We start from the raw sequence: 23,066 nt of genomic DNA, 5'->3' as shown, positions 1-23,066 counted from the left end.
TCATGCTCACTCCCCGAGCGCAATGCCTTCCCGCCGCGGATCCGCGCCGCCCTGGAGCGTGTCGCCCACGGCAATCGCGTGGAGGCCGGAGTTGAGATCGCGGGTATTGACCTTGTAGCCGAGCGCTTCCAGCGGATCGGCAAGGCTTTCAGCCTTCGTGCCCGCTTCCAGGTCATAGGTGCCGAAGCGGTTGACCAGATGGGGCAGGGAGACGGCCTGCTGAACGTTCATGCCCCAGTCGAGATGGGCGATGATCGCCTCGGCCACATAGCCGATGATCCGGCTGCCGCCCGGGCTGCCGATGACCAGTTCCGGCTTGCCGTCCTTCATGACGATGGTCGGCGACATGGACGAGCGGGGCCGCTTGCCCGGTTCCAGCCGGTTGGCGATCGGCACGCCGTCCTTCTGGGTGCGGAAGGAGAAATCGGTCAGTTCGTTGTTGAGCAGGAAGCCGCGCACGAACAGCCGCGAGCCGAATCCGTTTTCGATGGTGGTGGTCATGGAGAGCGCATTGCCGTCCGCATCCACGATGGAAATGTGGGAGGTGGAGGGAAACTCGATGGCTTCGTCGTTGGACAGCAGCATGGCGTGATCCCACGGCGGCGTGCCGGGAGCGACCTCGGGCAGGGCGTCGTCGCCCTTGAGAAGGTCGGAGCGGCCGTCCAGATAGTCCTCGTCGACGAGGCCTTTCAGCGGCATCGGTACGAAATCGACGTCGGCCATGTAGCGGCCGCGATCGGCAAATGCGAGGCGGGAGGCGTCGCCGATCAGCCTCCAGCTTTTCGGATCGTCCGCGCCGAGGGCCGTGAGATCATAATTGTCCAGCATGCCGAGGATCTGGCCGACGGTGAGCGCGCCGGACGAGGGCGGGCCCATGCCGCAAACGTCCCGGCCGCGATAGGCGGCGCACACCGGCTCACGCTCGATCACCTCGTATAGGGAGAGATCCTTGTCGGACAGGAAGCCAGGATTTCCGGGCGCCGTCTGCACCGTCTTGACGATATCCCGGGCGATCTCGCCGTAATAAAAGGCCTTGGCGCCGTTGGCGGCGATGGCCTGAAGAGTGGCGGCATAGTCCGGATTCCGGAGTGTTTCGCCGGCCTTGATCGGCGCGCCGCTGGGGAAGAAATAGGCACGCGTGGCGGCGAAGCGCCCCAGACGGTCGGGGTCTTCGGCGACCAGCGAGGCGAGACGCGGAGAAACGGTGAAACCTTTTTCGGCAAGGTCTATGGCGTCCTTGAAGAGCGGCGCCCAGTCGAGCTTGCCCCAGCGCTTGTGCGCCTCTTCCAGAAGCTTCGGCGTGCCGGGCGTTCCGACCGACAGGCCGCCGACGACCGCATCGTAGAATTTCAGCGGCTCGCCTTCCCCGTCCAGGAAGGCGGTGGGGCGGGCGGCGAGCGGTGCGGTCTCGCGGCCGTCGAGCGTGGTCAGCTTGCCGGTCGCCGCGTCGTACCAGACCAGAAAGGCGCCGCCGCCGAGACCGGAGGATTGCGGCTCGACAAGACCGAGCACGGTCTGGATGGCGACGAGGGCGTCAGCCGCGCTGCCGCCGGCCTTGAGCACCTTGGCACCGGCTTCGACCGCCAGCGGATTGGCCGCGGCAATCATCCAGCGCTTCGCTTCGACCGGCTTGCCTGTAGCCTTTGTTGCGAGGGCGGAAAGGGCTTCGGGCGACAGGGCTTCGAAGCTCTGCGCCACGGCATTTCCGCTTTCCGGCGCGACCGCGTCGGTTGCCTGCTGGGCAAGGGCCGAAAGCGGGCCGGCAACGCCGAGCACGCCGGCGAGGACCAGACGGGCGAGAAAGCTTTTCGAGGCCGAAGTCATCGGGATCTCCTCACTGAAACTATTTCGGGTGGATGTCCTTACGAGAATGCCAGGACCGCCAGACCGATGGTTGTCACGCCGAAAAAGGAGCCGAGCATGCCGATTTTCGGCATATGGGGAGCAAAACGGGCCGGCTTTCCTGCCTTGAGCCGGCTGATGGTGATCCGGCCGGTCACCGAGGCAACGGTCAGGAGCACGACGGAAAGCATCTTGAGGTGAAATAGGGGGCCGAGCCCCGCACCACCGTCATAGACAAGCCACAAAAGCAGCGGCCCGGTAATCCACAAGAGGATGACGGAGTGGAAGCTCATGGTTGCGATGCGCGGCATGATCCCGCGCAGGATCTTTGCGGCATCCGCATCGGCCGCGTTGGCCGCACGCATGACCAGGAGGTTGGCGAGGCCGCCGCCGACACCTGCGGTAAAGGCCAGAACATGCAGTAATTTCAATAGCGTAATCATGGCGCCGTGGTCCCTCCTTTTCGGGCCTTCTTGTCCGGCCTCCCGTTCAGGCCGGATGGCGCACAGGCTAGACGATAGGAACGGGCGGTGCCATGGGGAATTGCCGTCCGATAGCATTGCGGTCGACGGCGTGCGGCTGCGCGGGACATATCCCGGAGGCTCCGGTCCGCCGGAGACTTTGATCGCCCGATCTAGACGAAGAGTTCGCCGCGGGCGACGAGGGTTGCCTGGCCGCCGATGCGGATGGCGTGCATGGCGCCGTTTTCGATGTCGATCTCCAGGTCGATCAGCGACGGGCGGCCCATTTCGAAGCCCTGCTCGATGCGGATATGGTGGGTGCCGCTGGGCAGATCGTCGAAGAAATGGACGGCGCCGGCGAAGGCCGCGGCTGCGGATCCGGTCGCGGGATCCTCGGTGATGCCCATGGCCGGTGCGAACATGCGCGCATGGAACGCGCTTTCATGGGCGCGGGTCTCGCGGCAATAGACGTAGGCGTCCGTGTGGGTGTCGTTGCCGAAGGCATCGTGCCAGATGGTGAGGTCCGGCTTGGCGCGGGCCAGAGCGCCGAGGTCGCGAACCGGAATGAAGTTGAAAGGCGCGCCGACCTGATAGCGGGACGGGGCGTGGTTTTCGAAACCGATATCGACCGGATCGAGGCTGAGAGCGGCTGCGATCAGCTCCTTGTCGCGGGTCGGTCCGGCGGGTTCGGGCAGCTTCGGTACGTCGAATTCGGAGAAGGCGGCGGCATTTTCCCTGAGCACCACGGCGCAACGTACGGCACCGATCTGTTCCTTCAGAACGACGACCGCATCCTGTTCGCCGCTGATGTCACCGAAACGTTCCATCGCCATCAGGATCGCGGTGCCGACGGTCGGATGGCCGGCGAAGGGCAGTTCCAGCGCTGGCGTGAAAATGCGGATGTTGGCCGTGTGTCCCGGATTTTCCGGCGGAAACACGAACACCGTTTCGGAGAGGTTGAATTCCTTGGCGATCGCCTGCATTCGCTCGTCACTCAAGCCTTCCGCATCGAGCACAACGGCGAGCGGGTTTCCGGCGAGGGATTTGTTGGTAAAGACATCGAGGACGGCGTAGCGACGGCCCATCGGCAGCTTCTCCATTGGTTTTCAAAGGCATCGAACGAGACCGGACTGTTGCACGGAAGACTGCCGACTGCCACCCCGTAGCTTTGCGCATTGGGCAATAAATGATTAACCGACTCCAGATCCGTAACCCCGCGTTAGGCCGGTGCCGCAGCGCTCAGAAGCATTTTGCCGATATCGCGGGCAAACGGCACGAAATCCGGCGAAGTCAGATCCTGTGGATGACGCAGGATGCGCATATCGGAGAGTTCCTGTTCGTCGCTCGCCGTCGAATGCCGCAGGATCCGGTCGCGCAGCGGTTCGGCGGCAAGCGGAACATCAAGGACGCGGGCGATGGAAATCCGGGGACCGTCCAGAATGGCAAACAGCGCGTCGGCGGAGATGTCCTTCACGCCCAGGCCTGTTTCTTCCTCAAGCTCGCGGAAAATGGCTCCCAGAATATCCACGCTGCCGTCCGGGCGGATATCGGCCGGATCCAGGTTGCCGCCCGGCGGGTAGATCCTGCCGGCATTGGCCGTATTTTGCGACATGACCCCGTAAAGCAGGGCGCCGTCGGACGATCTCAAAACGGCCGATCCGAAAATATTGTGCGTTTCGAGATCCGGAGCCCCCCAGTCGCGCCAGGCAAGAAAGGCGGCATAGGAGCATTCCCGGCAAGTACCGGTGAAATGACCGTCGGAGAGCGTGTAGCCGGCAAGCTTCAGGGTGCGTCCGTTCCACAAAGCGGGGTTCTTTCGGCAGATCTCGGCCCAATGGGTCCCGATTTCCCCGGCGTGCTGGCGCTCGAACGCCCACCGGGCCTTGCGGTCAATGGTGAGGCGGACGGACTTCAGGGGGAAGATTTCGGCGCAAAGAGGCTTCTCCATGATCGGAATGACGCCTTCGGGGGACATCTGGCCCGGCCGTTCGGACAGGGTCGTGAAGCCCCGATTTTCATAAAAGCCGCGTGCGAAATAATCGCTCACGAGCACCATCCGAGTCTTGCCGCAGGCCCTGGCCCGGTCGGCCATACGCTGCAGCAGCAGGCTGCCGATGCCGCGCCGCATCGCTTCGGGCGCGACGAACAGGAATTCGAGATAGAGGCAGTCTTCGCGCATCTTGCCGCCGGCAAAGGCGACGGGGCGTCCGGCCGTCTCGGCCACGATCATGTCAAGCGATGCCAATGTTGCCTGGGTGATGCGGTATTCGCTGCGAAACGCCTCGATCTTGTCCGCAGGATATCCCCAGGAAGCCTTGGACCGGTGCAGGATATCGGTGAGTATGCCGGTATCGCCGGCATGCGCCGGGCGGAGTTTCAGGGTCATTCCGTGATACTGGCCCTGTTGATGACGTCCGACTAGGGGTAACGTGCCTTTGGGCGCACGGCAAGCCAGTCAGTTGGAACCGGCCTTGCACTCGGGGCGGCCGCGCATCTCACGCAAGAGGTTGTCCCCGTCGATCATGCCTCGGCGGAAACAGTCCTGCATTGCTCTTTCATCGTGTGCCAGCGCGCCACATGCCGAAATCCAATAGCCTTGCGTCGCTGTGACGGCTTCCTTGGTGCATGTCAGGGCCATCGACCAGTAGCCGGTACAGTAGGAATAGCATTTGTCCCAGGCGCTCTTGCATAAAAGATAGCGAAAATGGTTGGCGTCTGCGCCGCGGTCATAGGTATTGCAGCTGTCTGAAAACGGCCGGCAGAGGTAGTCGACGCACTGGTCCCGGCTGGCATAGGACCGTCCGCCGCTGACGGCGGCATCCGGTGTCTTGTCAGGCTGTGTTTGTGACGGAGGGGACGCCTTGGCCTGTTCCACGCTTGGGTAGGTCCAGCTGTTCATGGCATCGCGGATTTGCGGCTGCAGGGTCTGCGCCCGGTCGGCCAGATAAAGCGCCTGCAACAGGTAGGTTTTCCCTCCATGGCTGGTGGCCACCACATAGGAATGGAAAAGGGCATTGTTGGCGGTGCCGGTGTATTCGCGGGTCAGTGCCGGGATGCCGGAGACGTTGCCGGGGGCTTCCTTGCGGAACTGATGAAACGGCAGACCTTTCTGCGCAAGGGCCTGGACCTGCCTGTCCAGATAGGCAGACAGGTCTGCAGCTTCACCGCCGTAAACATAGACCTCGATGAAAGCATCCCGTGAGGGAGAAATGCACCGCCGGAGCATTTGATCGCCATTTTCGACCTGCCAGCCCGGCGGACAATGCATGGCAAAATCGGACGCTCGTGCCGGAAGAGCGGCAAGGGATAACATCAGGATTAACAGAAAGGCGAAAGCGACAATCGCAGGTTCCATGCGTTGCAATGTCCGGCATGAAATTTTCAGCTGGCTGGAAACCTTGCTTTCCATGACATCATCTCCCTTCGCTTTCCGCTATTCCTTTCGGCAGAATGGCCGTTTTCGGGGCGTTCAGGGATGATATGCATCAAACGCAGACTGACTTCGGACGAGGCAAAAAAAAACGGCATCCATCGGGAGTGGATGCCGCCAGTTCTTGCTTGGTGGGCAAGCAAGGTGGGAGGTTAGGGGCCTGACCCTAGCGGATGAACGTGCCGCCGCGCAGTTCGTTGACTGCCTGTATGAGCTCTTCGCGAGTGTTCATGACGATGGGGCCGTGCCACGCGACAGGCTCCCGGATCGGTGCGCCGGAGACGAGAAGGAAACGGATACCTTTTTCCCCGGCTTGGACGACGATTTCGTCGCCGGAGCCGAATATGACCAGGGACCGGTCGCCGGTCCGGTCACGGACATGCAGTTCTTTGCCGTTCAGTTCCTTTTCGGTCAGAACGCCGAAGGGGTCGGAGGCATCTGCAAAGGCGCCGGAGCCTTCGAAGATATAGGCGAAGGTCTGCTTGTAGGTGTCGACCTTCAGCCGTTTCTTTACGCCGGCGGGAACGAAGACATCGAGGTATTGCGGGTCAGCGGCAATGCCGTCGACCGGGCCGGACTTGCCCCAGAAGTCACCGCAGATGATCCGCACCGTGGTGCCGTCGTCATCGACAACCACGGGGATATCCCCCGCGTTGACATCCTGATAGCGCGGTTCGGACATCTTCAGCGACGAGGGCAGATTGGCCCAGAGCTGAAATCCGTGCATGCGTCCCCGGTCGTCGCCCTTGGGCATTTCCTGGTGCATGATGCCGCGGCCGGCGGTCATCCACTGGACATCGCCGGCGCCGAGGTTGCCGGTATTGCCCAGGCTGTCGCCGTGTTCCACCGTGCCGGCCAGGACGTAGGTGATCGTCTCGATGCCCCGATGCGGATGCCAGGGAAAACCCGCCAGATAGTCTTCCGGCCGCTCGTTCCTGAAATCGTCGAGGAGCAGAAACGGATCGAGCATCTCCGGATCCTGAAACCCGAAGACGCGTTCCAGTTTCACGCCGGCCCCTTCGAGGGTCGGCTGGGTGGTGCCGATATGAGTGACGGGCCGAATGGACATTGATCCTCGCTCCAATACGTGATTTCCCTAAAATAGTGGACGGAAGACAGGTTCCCATCGGCCAATGCCAAACAGTCTGTTCACTCAGGTGAAACAATGCAGGCTGGCCTTGGCACAATCCAATCGGATGCCTATCTTCTGATCACGGGTTCGGGCAGGTTTGCCGGTACAGGCTCAAGGCGTGATCCGGCCCGGTCCCGCCCTCACACACGTTTCAAGATCTAATCGATTTATGTCCGCAATCATTTCTGTCCAGTCCCTGACCAAAACCTACGACGGCGGCTTCCAGGCGCTCAAATCGGTTTCCCTCGACATCAACGAAGGCGAGGTCTTCGCCCTGCTCGGACCCAACGGCGCCGGCAAGACGACCCTGATCAGCACGATCTGCGGGCTGGTCCGCCCGACGTCGGGCACGATCACCGTCGGCGGTTTCGATGCCATCCGAAACTATCGGGAGGCACGAAAACTGATCGGCCTGGTGCCCCAGGAGATGCCCGTGTCCCACTTCGAGAAGGTCATCGACATGGTGTCCTTCAGCCGGGGCCTGTTCGGCATGCGGAGCAATCCGGCGCTGGTCGAGGAGATCCTGAAAGACCTCAGCCTGTGGGACAAGCACAGGGCGCCGATCATGGCGCTCTCCGGCGGCATGAAACGGCGCCTACTGGTCGCAAAGGCGCTGGCCCACGAGCCGAAGGTGCTGTTCCTGGACGAGCCGACCGCAGGCGTGGACGTGGAACTGCGCCGCGACATGTGGCGCATCGTGGAGAACCTGAAGAACCGCGGCGTGACGATCATTCTGACAACCCACTACATCGAAGAGGCGGAGGAAATGGCCGACCGCGTCGGGGTGATCAACAAGGGCGAGATCATCCTGGTGGAGGAAAAGAACGAGCTGATGCGCAAGCTCGGCCGAAAGGAACTGACCCTGCATCTGCAGACCCCGATCAGCGAACTGCCGGCGGGACTTGAGGCGCATGACCTGACCATTGGCGACGACGGCAAGTCGTTGACCTATTCCTACGACACAAAGAGCGAGCGCACCGGCATCACCGCGCTTTTGAACGACCTGTCGAAGGCGGGTGTCCGGTTCCACGATCTCAATACGACCCAGAGTTCACTGGAGGATATCTTCGTCGATCTGGTGAAGGAAAAGGCATGAACTTTCAGGCGATCAAGGCGATCTATCTCTATGAAATGGCCCGAACGGGGCGCACGCTGATGCAGTCGATCATCTCGCCGGTGATTTCCACGACGCTTTATTTCGTCGTGTTCGGCGCGGCGATCGGGTCGCGGATCAGCGAGGTGGACGGCGTCTCCTACGGGGCCTTCATCGTGCCCGGACTGATCATGCTGTCCCTGATGACGCAGAGCCTGTCGAATGCATCCTTCGGCATCTATTTCCCGAAGTTCACCGGCACGATCTACGAAATCCTGTCCGCGCCCGTGTCCTATTTCGAAATCACCGTAGCCTTCGTCGGCGCGGCGGCGACCAAGGCCGTCCTGGTCGGGACGATCATTTTCGTGACCGCCACGTTCTTCGTGCCGATCGAAGTGCAGCATCCGGCCTGGATGGTGGCGTTCTTCCTTCTGACCGCCATGACCTTCGCCCTGCTCGGCTTCATCATCGGGATCTGGGCCGACACGTTCGAGAAGCTGCAGTTCGTGCCGCTTCTGATCGTCACGCCGCTCGCCTTCCTGGGCGGCAGTTTCTATTCCATCAGCATGCTGCCGGAAATCTGGCAGAAGGTGACGCTCGCCAACCCGGTCGTCTATCTGATTTCCGGCTTCCGCTGGAGTTTCTATGGCAAGGCGGATGTCAGTCTCGCGCTGTCCCTGAGCATGACCCTTCTTTTCCTGGTTATCTGTCTTGCAATCATTCGCTGGATATTCAAGACAGGATATAAGCTGAAGGCCTGAGGGGGCGAGACGGGGCAACTTCGGGGCAGACAAGGTGAAGTGAAACATGTCGGGAATTTTGGGAAGGCCGTTGTTTGCGGTGGCCATGGCGCTAGCGCTTGCAGCCTGTCAGACGGCGGGCGTGCCGGTTGCGCCGACACCTGTTGTCTCGCAGGCCGCTCCGCCGCCGCAGGTAAAGGCGGTTGCCTATACGTCCACGGCGCCGGCCTCCGCCGACAGCTATTCGGAAGTCGTGCTCGATATGGCAACCGGGGCGCCGCTTTACGCCCATGACGCAGACAAGATCCGCTATCCGGCCTCGCTCACCAAAATGATGACGCTCTATCTCCTGTTTCAGGAGGTCGGTTCCGGACGGTATTCGCTTTCAACTCCGCTGACCGTCTCGGCCAGGGCGGCAAGCCAGCCGCCGGCGAAGCTCGGCCTGAAGGCGGGCTCGACGATCACCGTGGAACAGGCAGCCCGGGCGCTGGCGGTGAAGTCGGCGAACGACGTGGCGGTGGTGATTGCGGAAAACATTTCCGGCAGCGAGGACGCCTTTGCGGCCAGAATGAACGCGCAGGCCCGTGCGCTTGGCCTCACCCGCACCCGGTTCGTCAATGCCAGCGGATTGCCGGACCCGGGTCATGTGTCGACGGCGCGCGATATGGCCCGACTCGGACGGGCGCTGAAGACAGGTTTCCCGCAATATGCCGGCTTTTTCCGGGCGAAGTCCTTCACCTACAACGGCCGGACCTACCCGACGACGAACAATCTGCTTGGCAAGGTCCCCGGCGTCGACGGACTGAAGACGGGGCACACCAACGAGGCGGGGTACAATCTGGTGGCGACGGCACATCGGGGCGGCGAAAGACGTCTCGTCGTGGTCATGGGCAGCAAGACCGAGGGGGCTCGCGACAAGGAAGTCACCCGTCTTCTGGAGGCGTCCTTCTAGCATCTTGTTGCCGGCCGGCGCTCAGAGGCCCGTTTAGGCGGCGTCGGCCAGACAGACCCGGTTGCGGCCGGAATTTTTCGATTGATAAAGGCCCTGGTCGACGCGGCGCATCAGGCCCTTGTGGCCGAGGTCGCCGCCCGTGCCGTGATAGACACCGGCAGACAGGGTCAGCCGGAATTCGGCCGGGGCGAAGTCCAGTCTGGCTTCGGCCACGCTCTGGCGGATGGCCTCGGCGATCCGAACCGCCTCGTCCTGGGAAATCTCGGGCAGAATGGCGGCGAATTCCTCGCCGCCCAGGCGGGCGAGGCAGTCGTCCTCGCGCAGATGGAACTTGATCAGGTCGGCGCAATACTGAAGCGCCTCGTCGCCGGCGACATGGCCGAAACGATCGTTGACCTGCTTGAAGTGATCTAGATCGAACTGAAGGACGGCGAAAGCCTTCCGGGCTTCGTTCGACAGCAGGGCCTTCAGCCTCAGTTCGAATTCGCGCCGGTTGTAGACGCCGGTGAGCGGATCGCGGTGGGCTGCCTCGCGCTGTTCCGCTACGGCCCGCTCAAAGGCGATGGCAAGGGAAAAGGCTCCGCTCGCGCTGACATATATCAGCGCGATCAGCAGATGGAACGTCAGGATAACGTCGTCGGGCAGACCGATACCCATGTTCTGCCATTCGGCAATTCCCTGAAACACGCGCACCAGAAACGAGATGCCGATCAGGACATAGGCCAGGGTCAGGCCGTGACGCGATGAGAGATGGTTCGCCTTCATGCCGTAGTATTCCCGCGCCGTGCCGAACGCGAGCACCGACAGCATGACATTGGTCACGGTGTAGGTCAGTCCGTAGTTGTTCATGGCGAGCGCGGGCAGGCCGGTCACGATCAGGATCCCGACCGGTGTCCAGATCCGTGCGCGGCAGAGCTTGCAGCCGGTGAATTGGCGGGCGGCATTCCAGTGCAGGGCAAATCCCACCAGGAGCAGGCCGTTGGGAACGAGGAAAACGACGACGGCAGGCAGGTCCGCTTCGGTGATGTAGAACATCAGGGCGGACGCCAGGACGAGGTTCGCAATGGTCCATGTCCGCCAGTAACGGGCACGTTTCATGTCGCGAAACGCCACAAGGAAAGCAATTGAAAACATTACCAGAATAACGGCGTTAGCCGCCAAAAGGGTAAACTTGTCCACGGCAGAAAAGCCTTCGAGTGTTAAAGATGAGGCAACATGAGTATCGATGATGCCGTGGACACTAGGCACCACCCCTTGCGGCGTGTTTAACGCATTCGATAAAATTTTATCGAACCGGGCAGTAATTTGTTTCGGCCGGAGGCGGGGGTGTGGAGAGGCCGGTGCTAAGCCTTTGAAAGCGCGGCTTGTTCATTGTCCGGGCAGGCAGGCATGCGACAAAATTGCACTTTCGGATATAGGTATTTTTTTCAAGGGTAATTGATAATCCCGATTGCCGGTCCGTATCCGCGGGACAGCCAATGGACGGTGGCGGACTTAACAAATCCGGGCCGAATGCCTCGCCGGCCGGAGCATCGGCCGGATTGCAATTAATGAGTGAGTCCCGACCCTAATTCTATCGGGATTGAATATGATCGGCCGGATGGTCCATTATCGAACGCGATTGGTGTCAGGTCACGGGCGATATGAACAGGAAGACGATTGCGTTTTGGGTCTGTGCCCTTTGGTTTTCGGCGGCGGCCTTGCCTGCAGGTGCGGTCGAGGGCGGGGAGGACGAGCTCAAGTCCCTGGACAGGGGGACGATAGAGGACAGTCTGTCATCCCTTGGACGCGATTCCCTGGATGAATCGCTCGAGCCTGAGTTTTTCGAACTGGATACGTTGCGGGCTGCGGCTGCCGAAGGGGATCCGGAAGCGCATTTCCGCTTAGGGTTGGCCTACGAAAACGAGACGTTCTGGACGCCGGACTATGACAAGGCCTTCTTTCATTTCAAGGCAGCGGCGGATGCGGGGTATCCGGCGGCCAAGGGCGCTCTGGGGCAATATTACCAGCTCGGCCTTGGAACGGCGCGGGACCTGAAAAAGGCGGTCTGGCTTTATCAGGAGGCCGCCGATTACGGCCATTACTGGAGCGGCATGCGCCTCGGGGCCATGTACCTGAACGGTCTGGGCGTGCGCAAGGATCATGCCCGTGCCTATTTCTGGATCAAGTGGGCGTCTGAAAACGGCATATTGCAGGCGACCGACTGGCTGGGCTGGCTTTACGAGAACGGCTGGGGTGTCGACCGGAATTACGAAACGGCTGCGAAATACTACAGGCAGGCGATAGAGGACGGTTACACCGACAGTTACGCCTCGCTGGGCTTGCTCTACGAGGACGGCATGCTCAAGCCCGGAGGCCCGGAGAAGGCCGTCGAGCTTTACCGGCAGGGAGCGGATCTCGACGATCCCCGCTCGACCCATTTCCTGGGCGAAATGTACTGGGTGGGGTCGGGTGTGGCGCAGGATTACACGAAAGCGGCGGAGCTTTTCAGGCGGGCCATAGACCTGGGCCGGGAGCGCGCAAACATCTCCCTGGGCGTGGCCTATGAAATCGGCAAGGGGGTGGCGCAGGACTATGCCGCCGCCTTCAGGCACTTCCAGGCGATGGTCGAGTATGACCGGGATCCGCAGGCGGTTGCCTATATGGCTTCCCTGATGGACCGTGGTCTCGGGACGCAAAAGGACCAGGAACAGGCGCGCGCGCTTTTTGTCGAAGCGGCAGACAGGGGCTATGCCTACGCCCAATACGAGGCGGGCCGGATGCTGCTCTACGGACTGGGGGGCGAGGCGCAGCCGCAACAGGCGCGCAGATACATTCGCGCGGCGGCGGAAGACGGGCGTTCCTATGCCCAGGTTCTGCTGGGCGACATGTATTACTGGGGCAACGGGGTCGCGGAAGACGACGCCGAGGCGTTCCACTGGTTCACGAAGGCCTATGAAACCGATCCCCAGGCGGGCGGTTTCTCGCTCGCCCAATGCTATCAATACGGTGTCGGCGTTGAGCAGGATATCGCAAAAGCCCGCGAGATTTATCTGGAAGTCGCCTCCGAAGATGCCGATGCGGCAACCGGGCTGGGCGATATCTACGGTGATAAAAACGGGGGCTTTTACAATCCGAAGCGAGCGGTTGCCTATTACCGGCAAGGCGACGAAGGCGGTGATGTCGACGGGACCGTGATGCTCGCTCAGGCCTATTTCAAGGGCGAGGGCGTCAGGCGGGATGACAAGCGCGCCGCCGACCTCTTCCGGAAGGGGGCCGATCAGGGAAATGCGCTGGCCATGGCCTATCTCGGTTACATGGCGGAAAACGGGCTTGCCATGGCAAAGGATGCCAAGGTCGCAGCCGACTGGTACGAAAAAGCCGCGCAAGGGGACAATGCCTACGCGGCCCGCCGGCTCGTCGACATCTACTCCAATGGCCTGGGCGATCTCCGGGACCGGCAAAAGGCGCTTCACTGGCAGATCAAGCTTGGCGAAGGCGGAGACGCCAAGGTGGCGCTCGAAGCGGCCGAGGCGCTGTCGCACAGCGCCATGCTGGGCGACGGTGAAGAGGCGCTAAAACTCTACAAGGTGGCCGCGGACGATGGAAACCTGGAGGCTGCCGTCAAATGGAGCCGGGCGCAGATACTGGAAGAGGCGGAAGAACCGGATTTTCATGGCGCCGTGGGATTGCTCGTGAAGATTTCGAAGTCCGACCCTCTGGCGAGCCTCGGCCCGCTTTCCGAACTGGTCCGCAACACGGAAACCGGCAAGTGGCGGAAGCAGGGTGAGCGGAACAGGAACCTGTTTCTCGGCCTGGCCTATCAATACGGCATCGTGCTGCCGGCCGACCAGGAAAAGGCGGAAGAGCATTTTAGGCTGGCTGCCGCGGACGCGGATCATCTACCCACGGCCCGCTATGCCCTGGCCGATTTTCTGCTGACACACGTGACCGAGCGTCCCGGCGCGCAGGAAGAGGCCCTCGGGCATCTGGAATTTGCCGCCAATCGCGGGCTGACGATCGCCCAGCAGCGGCTGGGAGATGCCTATTTCAACGGAAGGGGACCCCCCCGCGACACGGACAAGGCCGCATTCTGGTGGCAGCTTGCGGGCAAGAAATCCATCAAGGCACGCATTGCCGCTGCAGATCTCGCTCTCGATACCAAAACGGATGCGGGCGAGCGGGAAAAGGCGGTGAGCTTTCTGGAGGATGAAGCCGAAACCGGAAATGCGGCAGCCGCCGCGCTGCTGGGCGCCTACCATGCCTACCGGGCCGACCAGCCGAGCTTCGATCTGGCGCTTCGCTGGTTCGAAAAGGCGGCCCGTTTCGGGGAGCCGCGCGCGTTGACGGATATCGGCTATCTCTACAAGACCGGCAAGTTCGACAAGGCCGATGCCGGACGCGCCTGCGACTATTTTCTGAAAGCCGTCGAGGCGGGGGACGAAAAGGCTGCGGCGGAAGCGGAGCTTTGTTCCCAGGGCGGAACCAAAGTTGCTCACGGCAAATCGAAAGCGCCGAATTCACACTGAGCTTTTTCCGGGTCCGCAGGGTCCGGTCGCGGCAGGCAATGAACCGGCAAGGTCGGGATGCACCGGCGTGACGGCGGATCAGGAGAGGCGTCCCGAAGCGCCCGGAGGCTTTCCCGATCGGATGCAACGGGATCGAACGGAGGAGGGAACATGACCGAACGCGGTGTTGTCCATGCCATGTTCACTTTGGAGCGGACCTACAGGGCGTCCAGAAGGCTGCTTTTCGAAGCCTTTGCCGATTTCGACAAGAAACGGAAATGGTTCGGCGGTCCGGACGGCACCTCTGCCGCGTCGATGGACTTCCGCATCGGAGGGCGCGAACACAGCCACGGCGTCGTGGAGTTTCACGATCACAGCCATTCCTACCGGTTCGATTCGATCTATCTGGACATCGTCGAGGATGAGCGGATCATCTACGCCTATGACATGGACGCCGACGGCCGGCACGTTTCCGCATCGCTGACCACGATCGAACTGTTCGACGTGCCGGGCGGCACACGGCTGAAATTCACCGAACAGGGCGCTTTCCTCGACGGCTACGACGGTCCGCAAATGCGCGAAGACGGGACCCGGGATCTGCTGGACGCGCTGGGGCGGGTGGTGGAGGCCTAGCGGCCTATCGAAATGCAAAACGGCCCGCCGGTAGGCGGGCCGCTGCAAGCCGGATAATCCGCAAGCTTAGTTCTTGGTCTTGTCGACCAGCTTGTTCTTGGCGATCCATGGCATCATGCCGCGCAGGCGTTCGCCGACTTCCTCGATCTGGTGGGCGTCGTTCAGACGGCGGGTCGCCTTGAACTTGGCGGCACCTGCCCGGTACTCCTGCATCCAGTCGGAGGTAAACTTGCCGGTCTGGATGTCCTTCAGGACGCGCTTCATTTCCGCCTTGGTTTCTTCGGTAACGATGCGCGGGCCGGTGACGTATTCGCCCCATTCAGCCGTGTTGGAGATGGAGTAGTTCATGTTGGCGATGCCGCCTTCGTAGATCAGGTCCACGATCAGCTTCACTTCGTGCAGGCACTCGAAATAGGCCATTTCCGGAGCGTAGCCGGCTTCCACCAGGGTTTCGAAACCGGCGCGGATCAGTTCCACGAGACCGCCGCACAGAACGGCCTGTTCGCCGAAGAGGTCGGTTTCGCACTCTTCCTGGAAGGTGGTTTCGATGATGCCGGAGCGGCCGCCGCCGACGCCGCAGGCGTAGGACAGACCGAGGTCATGGGCATTGCCGGATGCGTCCTGATGGACGGCGATCAGGCAGGGCACGCCGCCGCCGCGCTCGTATTCGGAACGCACGGTGTGGCCCGGGCCCTTCGGAGCGACCATGAGAACGTCGACGGTGTCCTTCGGCTCGATCAGGCCGAAGTAGACGTTGAGGCCGTGGGCGAAGGCGATGGCCGCGCCGTCGCGGATGTTGCCGGCGATGTGGTCCTTGTAGATGTCGGCCTGGAGTTCGTCCGGGGTGGCCATCATCATCAGGTCGGCCCAGGCGGCACCCTCGGCCACGTTCATGACCTTGAAGCCGTCGGCTTCTGCCTTGAGAGCGGTGGTGGAGCCTTCGCGCAGGGCAATGGCGATTTCGGTGCAGCCGCTGTCCTTCAGGTTCATGGCATGGGCGCGGCCCTGGGAGCCGTAACCGATGACGAGGACTTTCTTGGACTTGATCAGGTTCAGATCGGCATCGCGATCGTAATAAACACGCATGGGTCTTCCTTTCTCCCGTTTCTCTAAGGGGACCCGGCTTTTTTCCGGTGTCCCGATCTTTCGAACTTATTCCGTGGTTGTTGGCTTTCCGGCGCCGGTCAGGCCCCGAAGAGCCGGTAAAACCTGTCAACCGCGACCCTTGCCTGGGCTTCCAGGTCGCGTTCCGCTTCGCTGGGCGTGTCGCCGAGGAGCAGGCGGATATGAACGTCGCGCACGGCCAGGCCGTAGAGCACCTGATAGGCTTCTTCCGCGTCGTTGAACTTGATCAGCCCGCGGTGGCGACCGGCCTCCAGCAGCGATCGCGCGCGGGCGGAGATCATGTGCTTGCCGCGGACCAGGAGCAGCCGTCCGAGGCGGTTGTCGTCCCGGTTCGACTGGCCGATGGAAAGCCGGTTGAGCGCAAGCGAGGTCTCGCCGAACAGGACCGCGAGCAGTTCCGTGGCGAAGGCGACCAGATGGGTGCGGAAGGTTTCCGCGTCCGCCGTGGCGCCGCTTTCGGGCGGGAAATGCACCTTGTTTGCCTGATAGGCGACGACGGCGGCAAGCAGCCCGTCCCGGTCGCCGAACCACTTGTAGAGGCTTTCCTTGGAGCAGTTGGCGGTCCGCGCCAGACCCGCCGTCGTCAGCGCCTTTTCGCCCCCACCGACGAGTAATGCCAACGCGTGCTCCAGCACCGCTTCCTGGCGCGGCGTGAAGGCGATGTCTTCAAACTCGGGGTCGATGGTGTGGGCGGACATGGACATGGCAGTTGCTGAAAAGTGTTTGTACCGTACGGTACGGTTCGGGAGTTATGACGGAGCCAGAGAGGAAGGTCAAGGGGGAAATTGGGGAGGTGAGGGCAAGCGCCTTGTTGTCCGATTTCAAGGAGCCTCTTTTCAAACGGAGATGCCGGATATAAATATGAGTAAATAACTCATGTTTAGGAAATCCAATGGCCGCTCCGCAAAGACGCAGTCCCCGCATTCTGACCGTCAAATCCTCCCGTTACCTCACGCCGCACATGATCCGCGTCACGCTGACCGGCGATGGCCTTGCCGATTTTCCCGAAGGCCAGGAAGGGGCGCATTGCAAGCTCGCCTTTCCGCGTGAGGGGGAAAGTTTCGAGGCGTTTTCCGCCCTCTATTCGGAAGGCCGGCCGAAGGAGCGGGTCCATCCGGTGCGGACCTACACGGTGCGTTCGTTCCGACCTGAGAGCCTGGAAATGGATATCGACTTCGTCGCCCACGGGGACGAGGGACCGGCGACGCTCTGGGCCCAAAGCGCGGCGCCCGGCGACTTCCTGGCCTTCATGGGGCCGGGGCCGGTGAAGCTGACGGAGTTTTATGCCGACTGGTATCTGGTGGCCGCCGACATGTCGGCGCTTCCCGTTGCCGCCGCCACGCTGGAGGCCATGCCGGAGACGGCGAGGGGCGTGGCCATCTTCGAGATCCATTCCGAAGACGACCGGCAGGAGATCGATATCCCTGAAGGCATCAAGACCCACTGGCTCGTTCAGGACGACCCGCATCTGCCGTCGGCGGCGCAGATCGACTTCATTCGCGGCCTCGAATTTCCGGATGGCCGGATCCAGACCTGCATTGCAGGTGAAAGCGGCGTCATCCGCGAGCTGCGCCTGCTGGTGCAGACCGGACGCGGCATCGATAAGGCCGATGCCTATATCTCCGGCTACTGGAAGCTCGGGCTGGTCGAGGACCAGCATCAGCAGGCCAAGCGGGAAGGGCTGGCGGGTTAAAGGCCTGGCAGGCCCGCGATCTAGAGCCCTGGCCGGGAAGAGGGCGAAAAATCGGCCATGCACGCCGCCCTCAGGTCACGGGGCGTGCAGCCGAAGCGGGCGCGGAAGGCGCGGCTGAAATGGGCGGCGTCGTTGAAGCCCCAACTGAAGGCGATCTCGCTCACGCTGCGTCGGGCAAGGGCCGGGTCGCATAAATCGCGTTTGGCGGCATCGAGCCGCTGTCCCCAGATCCATGAATTGAGTGAGACGGCCTCGCTGGAAAAAGCACGGTGGATCGTGCTGGGTGAGATTTTCAAGGCACGGGCAATCGTTCCAACAGAGAGGTTCGGGTCGCGCAGATGGGTGGCGACATGGGCCTTGATCTGATCGCGGTGAAAGGCTGTCAGGCCCGACAGCTGCGGAGCAGGGGTGCCGCCCAGCGTCGACAGTCCGGCCACCAGAATATTCTCCATGCTTTCTGCAACGGCCGTGAGCGACGCCGGTTCGAGGCTTTCCATGTCGCGGACGAGCGAATTGATCATGCTGTTCACCAGATGCCCCGCACCGCACCGGCCGTCGACCGTGCGGGCGGTGAGCGCCTCAGTGTCCTGCATGCGCGAGCGGAGGACCGTGCCGGGGAGTTGCAGCACGTATTGGCGAAACTCGCCGTCGAAGACGAGTTCGTAAGGCCTGGTTGAATCGTAAAGCGCGAAGTCGCCCGGTTTCAGCTCCGCCGTTCGTCCGTCCTGGATCACGACGCCGCGTCCGGTCGCCTGGAGACTGACGAGAAAATAGTCCTCGCTCGTTCTGGCGATCTTGGCGGGCGTGCGCCGGACCCATTGGGGTGTCGCGGTGACCTGGGACAGGGTGAGGGTCGCGAGCCGGCCACAAGCGATCTCTCCCCGAAACGAGGCGCCGTTGTCCGGCGCATCGCAGTCAAGCTGAACAAACGTGTCGCAAACGAGGTCGACCCAGTAGGAAAGACGGTCCTTTGCGACGATCGTATCTGTCGACCAAAGCCTCTCCATCCAAAAACCTTAGCAAAGCTCTCGGGTCTGTCCATTGAAAAGCGCGAATTGAAACGCTGGAGCAAGTGTGCTGCGTGGCTGAGACAAGCCGGCTTTCAACCGATGCATATGATCAATTTCTGGACAGGATCAAAAGCCGAGCAGAGGGGAAGCACATGTCCGTCACACATCCGAAATTCAAGGCCGCCGCCGTCCAGGCATCGCCGGTCTTTCTCGATCTCGACGCAACGGTCGACAAATGTATCGGGCTGATCAAGGAGGCCGCCGGGGCCGGGGCGGAGCTGATCGCCTTTCCGGAAACCTTTCTTCCCGGCTACCCGTGGCACATCTGGCTGGATGCGCCCGCCTGGGGCATGCAGTTCGTGCAGCGCTATTTCGACAATTCGCTGACCTATGGGTCGCCCCAGGCCGAGCGTCTGTCGAAGGCGGCAAAGGACAATTCCATCATGGTCGTCATGGGCCTGTCGGAACGCAAGGGCGGCAGCCTCTACATGGGCCAGTGGATCATCGGGGCGGACGGCGCGACCATCGCCCAGAGGCGCAAGCTGAAGCCGACCCATGTGGAACGCACAGTCTTCGGCGAGGGCGACGGCACGGACCTTGCCGTTCATGACACACCGCTCGGCCGGGTCGGAGCGCTGTGCTGCTGGGAGCATCTCCAACCGCTTTCCAAATACGCCATGTATGCTCAGGACGAGCAGATCCATATCGCCGCGTGGCCGAGCTTTTCGCTCTACAGGGGCGGTGCCTATGCGCTGGGGGCGGAAGTCAACAACGCGGCGAGCCGGATCTATGCGGTCGAGGGCGGCTGCTATGTCATCGCGCCCTGCGCAACGGTCTCGCAGGAGATGATCGAACAGTTGTGCACGGACGAGATGAAGAAAAACCTGCTGCTTCCAGGCGGCGGCTTCGCCCAGATCTATGCGCCGGATGGGCAATTGATCAGTGCAACGCTGCCGGAGGACGAGGAGGGGCTCGTCTATGCGGATATCGATCTCGGCATGATCTCGCTCGCCAAGGCCGCTGCCGATCCCGCCGGTCATTATTCCCGTCCGGACGTCACGCGGCTCCTGTTAAACCGGACACCGGGCGACCGGGTGATCCTGCAGGATCGCGGCGACCGGCAAATTCCAGCATCGGCTGTTGCCGTCGAAGCCGATGCAGTCGAAGAAACAGCAGGCAGCGAGGAAGCGGCCTGAAGGAAGAAGCCCTCCGGACTATTTGAGAATTTCCCGGACATGTCCTGCGCGTGTCCGGGAAGATCGTGGATACCCTCGTCCTTTCTTTGCTGCATTTCCTTCTCTCTATTTTCAATTATCGAAATATTAGCCAATACCCCCAAGAATTGGTGGGGTGGAGGAGCGAATTTCATGTTCAGGGGCGCTATCGTCTTTGGTTTTCTGATTTCCTTTGCTGCCGCCATGTTCTGGACGGCGCAATCGGGGCTGAAATCCACCGTGGACAGCGCCATCGCAGCCAATGCGGAACGCAAGGCGCGAAACTGGGCGGATTATCTCGCTCACACCATGCCCGATCTGGACGCCCTTCTTCAGACCGGCGTTCCCGACGAGGCCCAGAACGCCACGATCGAGACGGCCGTGCAGGTCGGTGACGTCTTCCGTTTCAAGCTGTTCGACGCCAACGGCCGGCTGGTCCTGATTTCGGATGAGCGCGGCACGCCGCTCGAGCCGGGGGCGAAGGCCGACCACAACGGACATGCCCGAAGCGTCCTGGAGACCGGTGCCGCGGTGATCGAGGTGAATGACGGAACGGAGAAAGCCAATCGGCCCGACCTCTACGTCGAAGCCTATGTTCCCGTTCCGGGAGCTGACGGAAAGGCCGTCGGCGTGGTCGAGGTCTATCTGGACCAGAGCCAGGTCGCCTCGCTTTTCCGCGCCAATTTCGTTCAGTTGGCCTTCGTTCTGGGCGGGGTCTTGCTGCTGATGTTCGGGGTCCCCTTCGTTGCCTACATCGTCAAGATGCGTCAGCAGGTCCGCACGGGCGAAAAGGTTCGCATGCTCTCCCTGGTCGATCAGATTACCGGCCTGAACAACCGGAACTCGTTCTTCCAGCAGGCGGAGGAGCGCCGCCGGAATGGAAAACTGGATCTGGCGCGGACGGCGGTCATCTTTATCGACATCGACAAGTTCAAGGCGATCAATGACACGTTCGGCCACAAGACCGGGGACGAGTTCCTGCGCCATGTCGGCAATGCGATTTCCAGTCACCTGGGGCCTTCCGATCTTGCCGCCCGGATCGGCGGCGACGAATTCGTTCTTCTGGCGGTCGATCGTACGGATGAGGAACTCTACGACCTGATCGAGGGGGTACGGACAACGGTCAGCGAACCGGTCCGGCTCGACGGTATCGCGATCACGGGCCATCTGAGCGTGGGCGTCTATCTGGAACAGGGCGGCGGACTGGGCCTGGAAGACCGCATGCACAAGGCGGATATCGCGCTTTATCAGGCGAAACTTCTCGGACGGAACACATGCGTCGTGTTCACGCCCGACCTGGAGGACACGATCGCGCGGCGCAGGCTGGTGGAGGAAGCCGTCATCTGCGGGCTTTCCGCCGACCGTTTCGAACTCTATTTCCAGCCCCTGATCGATCCTGTCGGCAGCCGGGTGGTCGGCTTCGAAGCGCTGCTGCGGCTTCAGGACGGCCAGGGCACCTTCATCCCGCCAAGCGAGTTCATTCCGATTGCGGAGGAGACCGGCGATATCATTCCGATCGGCACCTGGGTCCTGGAACAGGCGATCAGGACCGCGGTGGATTGGCCGGAGCACATGTTCGTCTCCGTCAACCTGTCGACGCGGCAGTTCGAGGACGGCAGGCTTACCGAACATGTGTCGCAATTCTTGTCCGACTACGGCTTCGCGGCGCGCCGGCTGGAACTGGAAGTTACGGAAAGCCTTCTGATCGAACAGTCGCACAACGCATCGCAGCAGCTGAAAGATCTCCGGGATCTCGGCGTCACCATCGCCATGGACGATTTCGGCACCGGCTACTCGAGCCTGGGCTATCTATGGCAGTTCAATTTCAACAAGCTGAAGATCGACCGGTCCTTCGTCCAGTCAATCGGACAGGGCGACGGCAAGTCGCGCGAAATCCTCGATACGATCATCATGCTCGGCCACAAGCTGGACATGAAGGTCACCGCGGAGGGCATCGAAACGAAGGAGCAGGCGGCTGTTCTGGAGACGCTTGCCTGCGATCATTTCCAGGGCTTCTACTACGGCGAGCCGATGCCTCTTTCGGAAATGGCGCCCTATCTCATGGAACATTCCGTGCTGCCGCTGGTGCGCGAGGACAAGGACGCAGGCAGGGACCGGGAGAAGGCCGCCGGCTAGGGTCCTGACCCTAGACCCGGCAAATGCGCGCAGATCGCCGCGCGGTTCGTTCCACCAGAAAATCCACCTTGGTGTTCTTCCCGATTTTACATGCGCGCCAATCGATGCAAAGCTTTTCGCCGAATCTTGAAGCGCGATAGAAGCACCGCGGGCATGCCGGAACAGAAGCAAGACTTCCTCAAGCGGAAAAGCAGGCTGTTTTGACGGCGCGGGCGCTCCTTCTTCTGGCGGGCGCTGTCGCCGCCTGGATAATGCCGGGTGAAGCCGCACAGGCCGGAAGCGCGGCTTACAAGCTGCTCAAACTCGACAGGCAATTTGTGAAATGGGGCGCTCCGCAGCTCGGGATGCCGGCCCTCATCACTTATGCATATGCGGACGGTCCGATCACGGATGAGAGCGCGCGCAATTGCAAATCCATGGACCGGCTCGACGCGGCTGCGGCTCGCTCGGGGCTTTCCGTGTCCGATATGACCGCAGCCGCGGAGGCGGCGTTCCGGCTTTGGGAAAAAGCGGGCGGTGTCGTGTTCGAAAAGACCGACGCTGTCGACAGGGCGAATATCGTGATCGGAGCGCAGACCGTCCCGCGCGGCTACGCCTTTACGAACGTTCACAAGGCAACCGGTGCGCCGCGAACCGTTTCTCGGGAAAGGAACAGTGAACGCGGCCTGGGAAGCGAAGATAGGGAAGCCGTGCGCCCGTCCGGAGAAACAACCGCGCAGGTCGCCCCTATCTCCAGATCGGCGATCTGCATCAATCCGGAACGGACCTGGAAACTCGGCCATGACGGAGACCTCAAGGTCTACGATCTGTCGTTCACCTTCGCCCACGAAATCGGCCACGCGATCGGGCTGGATCATCCGGGACGGAAGGGGGAGGTGATGTATTTCAAGTACAGCGAGGATTTCGATGGTCTTCAGGCAGGCGATATTTCCGGTATCGTCAGGCTCTACGGCCCCCCGGCATCATCAAATTGACAAGGTTCGGCGCTATGCGCGTGACCTGCGTGCTTCCCAAGTTCTTTATTTCACTCAATAATTTTATATCCGTATCTCCCGAAAATCGCCCTGTTTGATCACTACCTTTGCGTGTGTTTCTGGCGCGCCGCACTCGGTTTGTGC

Annotated in this window: 19 protein-coding genes; 9 read left to right on the top strand and 10 right to left on the bottom strand. The window is 61.7% G+C overall.

The window, feature by feature from the left end; all coding sequences use genetic code 11:
- Nucleotides 1-6 precede the first annotated feature (6 nt).
- The 6 genes from ggt to HK439_RS16795 form a co-directional block, all read right to left on the bottom strand.
- Entirely contained in the window at nt 7-1,824 is a 1,818-nt protein-coding gene (ggt, locus tag HK439_RS16820; protein WP_190292693.1) for a gamma-glutamyltransferase, read from the bottom strand.
- Between the two features lie 38 nt (nt 1,825-1,862).
- Nucleotides 1,863-2,285, bottom strand: coding sequence for a hypothetical protein (locus HK439_RS16815; RefSeq protein ID WP_190292692.1), 423 nt, complete (start codon nt 2,283-2,285; stop codon nt 1,863-1,865).
- Between the two features lie 191 nt (nt 2,286-2,476).
- Nucleotides 2,477-3,388 (bottom strand): PhzF family phenazine biosynthesis protein, encoded by a 912-nt coding sequence (locus HK439_RS16810; protein ID WP_190292691.1) that lies wholly within the window; start codon nt 3,386-3,388, stop codon nt 2,477-2,479.
- A 134-nt stretch (nt 3,389-3,522) separates the two neighbouring features.
- Nucleotides 3,523-4,689, bottom strand: coding sequence for a GNAT family N-acetyltransferase (locus HK439_RS16805; protein WP_190292690.1), 1,167 nt, complete (start codon nt 4,687-4,689; stop codon nt 3,523-3,525).
- A 69-nt stretch (nt 4,690-4,758) separates the two neighbouring features.
- Complete coding sequence (locus HK439_RS16800; RefSeq protein WP_190292689.1) at nt 4,759-5,658, bottom strand: DcrB-related protein; 900 nt, start codon at nt 5,656-5,658, stop codon at nt 4,759-4,761.
- A gap of 241 nt (nt 5,659-5,899) precedes the next feature.
- On the bottom strand, nt 5,900-6,802 hold the full coding sequence (locus tag HK439_RS16795; protein WP_190292688.1) for a pirin family protein: 903 nt from the start codon (nt 6,800-6,802) through the stop codon (nt 5,900-5,902).
- 232 nt (nt 6,803-7,034) lie between these two features.
- On the opposite strand from HK439_RS16795, the gene HK439_RS16790 reads away from it, so the two are divergent.
- The 3 genes from HK439_RS16790 to HK439_RS16780 are packed head-to-tail and all read left to right on the top strand — an operon-like array spanning nt 7,035 to nt 9,650.
- Nucleotides 7,035-7,961 (top strand): ABC transporter ATP-binding protein, encoded by a 927-nt coding sequence (locus HK439_RS16790; RefSeq protein WP_190292687.1) that lies wholly within the window; start codon nt 7,035-7,037, stop codon nt 7,959-7,961.
- Entirely contained in the window at nt 7,958-8,719 is a 762-nt protein-coding gene (locus HK439_RS16785) for an ABC transporter permease (RefSeq protein ID WP_190292686.1), read from the top strand. The genes HK439_RS16790 and HK439_RS16785 overlap by 4 nt, the downstream gene beginning before the upstream one ends.
- Nucleotides 8,720-8,765: 46 nt before the next feature.
- A complete protein-coding gene (locus tag HK439_RS16780) occupies nt 8,766-9,650 on the top strand; it encodes a D-alanyl-D-alanine carboxypeptidase family protein (RefSeq protein WP_190292685.1) in 885 nt (294 codons plus the stop codon).
- Nucleotides 9,651-9,683: 33 nt separating this feature from the next.
- Here the strand turns inward: HK439_RS16780 and HK439_RS16775 are convergent, their stop codons facing one another.
- Nucleotides 9,684-10,748 (bottom strand): GGDEF domain-containing protein, encoded by a 1,065-nt coding sequence (locus HK439_RS16775; RefSeq protein WP_190292684.1) that lies wholly within the window; start codon nt 10,746-10,748, stop codon nt 9,684-9,686.
- Between the two features lie 602 nt (nt 10,749-11,350).
- Between HK439_RS16775 and HK439_RS16770 the strand changes: the two genes are divergently transcribed.
- Together HK439_RS16770 and HK439_RS16765 are read left to right on the top strand one after the other, a co-directional pair.
- Complete coding sequence (locus HK439_RS16770; RefSeq protein WP_190292683.1) at nt 11,351-14,158, top strand: tetratricopeptide repeat protein; 2,808 nt, start codon at nt 11,351-11,353, stop codon at nt 14,156-14,158.
- 150 nt (nt 14,159-14,308) lie between these two features.
- The gene (locus HK439_RS16765) at nt 14,309-14,770 is read left to right on the top strand and encodes an SRPBCC family protein (protein WP_190292682.1); all 462 of its coding nucleotides are present in this window, start codon (nt 14,309-14,311) and stop codon (nt 14,768-14,770) included.
- A gap of 66 nt (nt 14,771-14,836) precedes the next feature.
- Here the strand turns inward: HK439_RS16765 and ilvC are convergent, their stop codons facing one another.
- Both ilvC and HK439_RS16755 read right to left on the bottom strand, forming a co-directional pair.
- Entirely contained in the window at nt 14,837-15,856 is a 1,020-nt protein-coding gene (ilvC, locus tag HK439_RS16760) for a ketol-acid reductoisomerase (RefSeq protein ID WP_190292681.1), read from the bottom strand.
- Between the two features lie 98 nt (nt 15,857-15,954).
- Nucleotides 15,955-16,593, bottom strand: a complete 639-nt coding sequence (locus HK439_RS16755) for a TetR/AcrR family transcriptional regulator (RefSeq protein WP_235987975.1) — start codon at nt 16,591-16,593, stop codon at nt 15,955-15,957.
- A gap of 194 nt (nt 16,594-16,787) precedes the next feature.
- Here HK439_RS16755 and HK439_RS16750 point away from each other — a divergent pair, with 194 nt between their 5' ends.
- A complete protein-coding gene (locus tag HK439_RS16750) occupies nt 16,788-17,588 on the top strand; it encodes a siderophore-interacting protein (protein WP_190292679.1) in 801 nt (266 codons plus the stop codon).
- Nucleotides 17,589-17,608: 20 nt separating this feature from the next.
- Here the strand turns inward: HK439_RS16750 and HK439_RS16745 are convergent, their stop codons facing one another.
- Nucleotides 17,609-18,595, bottom strand: a complete 987-nt coding sequence (locus tag HK439_RS16745; protein ID WP_190292678.1) for a helix-turn-helix domain-containing protein — start codon at nt 18,593-18,595, stop codon at nt 17,609-17,611.
- A 155-nt stretch (nt 18,596-18,750) separates the two neighbouring features.
- Between HK439_RS16745 and HK439_RS16740 the strand changes: the two genes are divergently transcribed.
- The 3 genes from HK439_RS16740 (at nt 18,751) to HK439_RS16730 (ending at nt 22,922) form a co-directional block, all read left to right on the top strand.
- The gene (locus HK439_RS16740; protein WP_190292677.1) at nt 18,751-19,794 is read left to right on the top strand and encodes a carbon-nitrogen hydrolase family protein; all 1,044 of its coding nucleotides are present in this window, start codon (nt 18,751-18,753) and stop codon (nt 19,792-19,794) included.
- Nucleotides 19,795-19,965: 171 nt separating this feature from the next.
- Nucleotides 19,966-21,948 carry a putative bifunctional diguanylate cyclase/phosphodiesterase gene (locus HK439_RS16735; RefSeq protein ID WP_190292676.1) on the top strand — a complete coding sequence of 661 codons (1,983 nt, stop codon included), beginning with the start codon at nt 19,966-19,968 and terminating at the stop codon, nt 21,946-21,948.
- A 200-nt stretch (nt 21,949-22,148) separates the two neighbouring features.
- On the top strand, nt 22,149-22,922 hold the full coding sequence (locus tag HK439_RS16730; protein ID WP_190292675.1) for a matrixin family metalloprotease: 774 nt from the start codon (nt 22,149-22,151) through the stop codon (nt 22,920-22,922).
- The last annotated feature ends 144 nt before the right edge of the window (nt 22,923-23,066 follow it).

It is taken from the genome of Roseibium aggregatum, assembly GCF_014692675.1.
GTDB classification, from domain to species: Bacteria; Pseudomonadota; Alphaproteobacteria; order Rhizobiales; family Stappiaceae; genus Roseibium; species Roseibium aggregatum_C.
This window is presented reverse-complemented; position numbering and strand designations above follow the sequence as displayed.

Excerpts from the sequence above, each read along its gene's own strand:
- ggt (WP_190292693.1), bottom strand. The coding sequence starts at position 1,824 with ATGACTTCGGCCTCGAAAAGCTTTCTCGCCCGTCTGGTCCTCGCCGGC.
- HK439_RS16815 (WP_190292692.1), bottom strand. The coding sequence starts at position 2,285 with ATGATTACGCTATTGAAATTACTGCATGTTCTGGCCTTTACCGCAGGT.
- HK439_RS16810 (WP_190292691.1), bottom strand. The coding sequence starts at position 3,388 with ATGGGCCGTCGCTACGCCGTCCTCGATGTCTTTACCAACAAATCCCTC.
- HK439_RS16805 (WP_190292690.1), bottom strand. The coding sequence starts at position 4,689 with ATGACCCTGAAACTCCGCCCGGCGCATGCCGGCGATACCGGCATACTC.
- HK439_RS16800 (WP_190292689.1), bottom strand. The coding sequence starts at position 5,658 with ATGGAACCTGCGATTGTCGCTTTCGCCTTTCTGTTAATCCTGATGTTA.
- HK439_RS16795 (WP_190292688.1), bottom strand. The coding sequence starts at position 6,802 with ATGTCCATTCGGCCCGTCACTCATATCGGCACCACCCAGCCGACCCTC.
- HK439_RS16790 (WP_190292687.1), top strand. The coding sequence starts at position 7,035 with ATGTCCGCAATCATTTCTGTCCAGTCCCTGACCAAAACCTACGACGGC.
- HK439_RS16785 (WP_190292686.1), top strand. The coding sequence starts at position 7,958 with ATGAACTTTCAGGCGATCAAGGCGATCTATCTCTATGAAATGGCCCGA.
- HK439_RS16780 (WP_190292685.1), top strand. The coding sequence starts at position 8,766 with ATGTCGGGAATTTTGGGAAGGCCGTTGTTTGCGGTGGCCATGGCGCTA.
- HK439_RS16775 (WP_190292684.1), bottom strand. The coding sequence starts at position 10,748 with ATGAAACGTGCCCGTTACTGGCGGACATGGACCATTGCGAACCTCGTC.
- HK439_RS16765 (WP_190292682.1), top strand. The coding sequence starts at position 14,309 with ATGACCGAACGCGGTGTTGTCCATGCCATGTTCACTTTGGAGCGGACC.
- ilvC (WP_190292681.1), bottom strand. The coding sequence starts at position 15,856 with ATGCGTGTTTATTACGATCGCGATGCCGATCTGAACCTGATCAAGTCC.
- HK439_RS16755 (WP_235987975.1), bottom strand. The coding sequence starts at position 16,593 with ATGTCCGCCCACACCATCGACCCCGAGTTTGAAGACATCGCCTTCACG.
- HK439_RS16750 (WP_190292679.1), top strand. The coding sequence starts at position 16,788 with ATGGCCGCTCCGCAAAGACGCAGTCCCCGCATTCTGACCGTCAAATCC.
- HK439_RS16745 (WP_190292678.1), bottom strand. The coding sequence starts at position 18,595 with ATGGAGAGGCTTTGGTCGACAGATACGATCGTCGCAAAGGACCGTCTT.
- HK439_RS16740 (WP_190292677.1), top strand. The coding sequence starts at position 18,751 with ATGTCCGTCACACATCCGAAATTCAAGGCCGCCGCCGTCCAGGCATCG.
- HK439_RS16735 (WP_190292676.1), top strand. The coding sequence starts at position 19,966 with ATGTTCAGGGGCGCTATCGTCTTTGGTTTTCTGATTTCCTTTGCTGCC.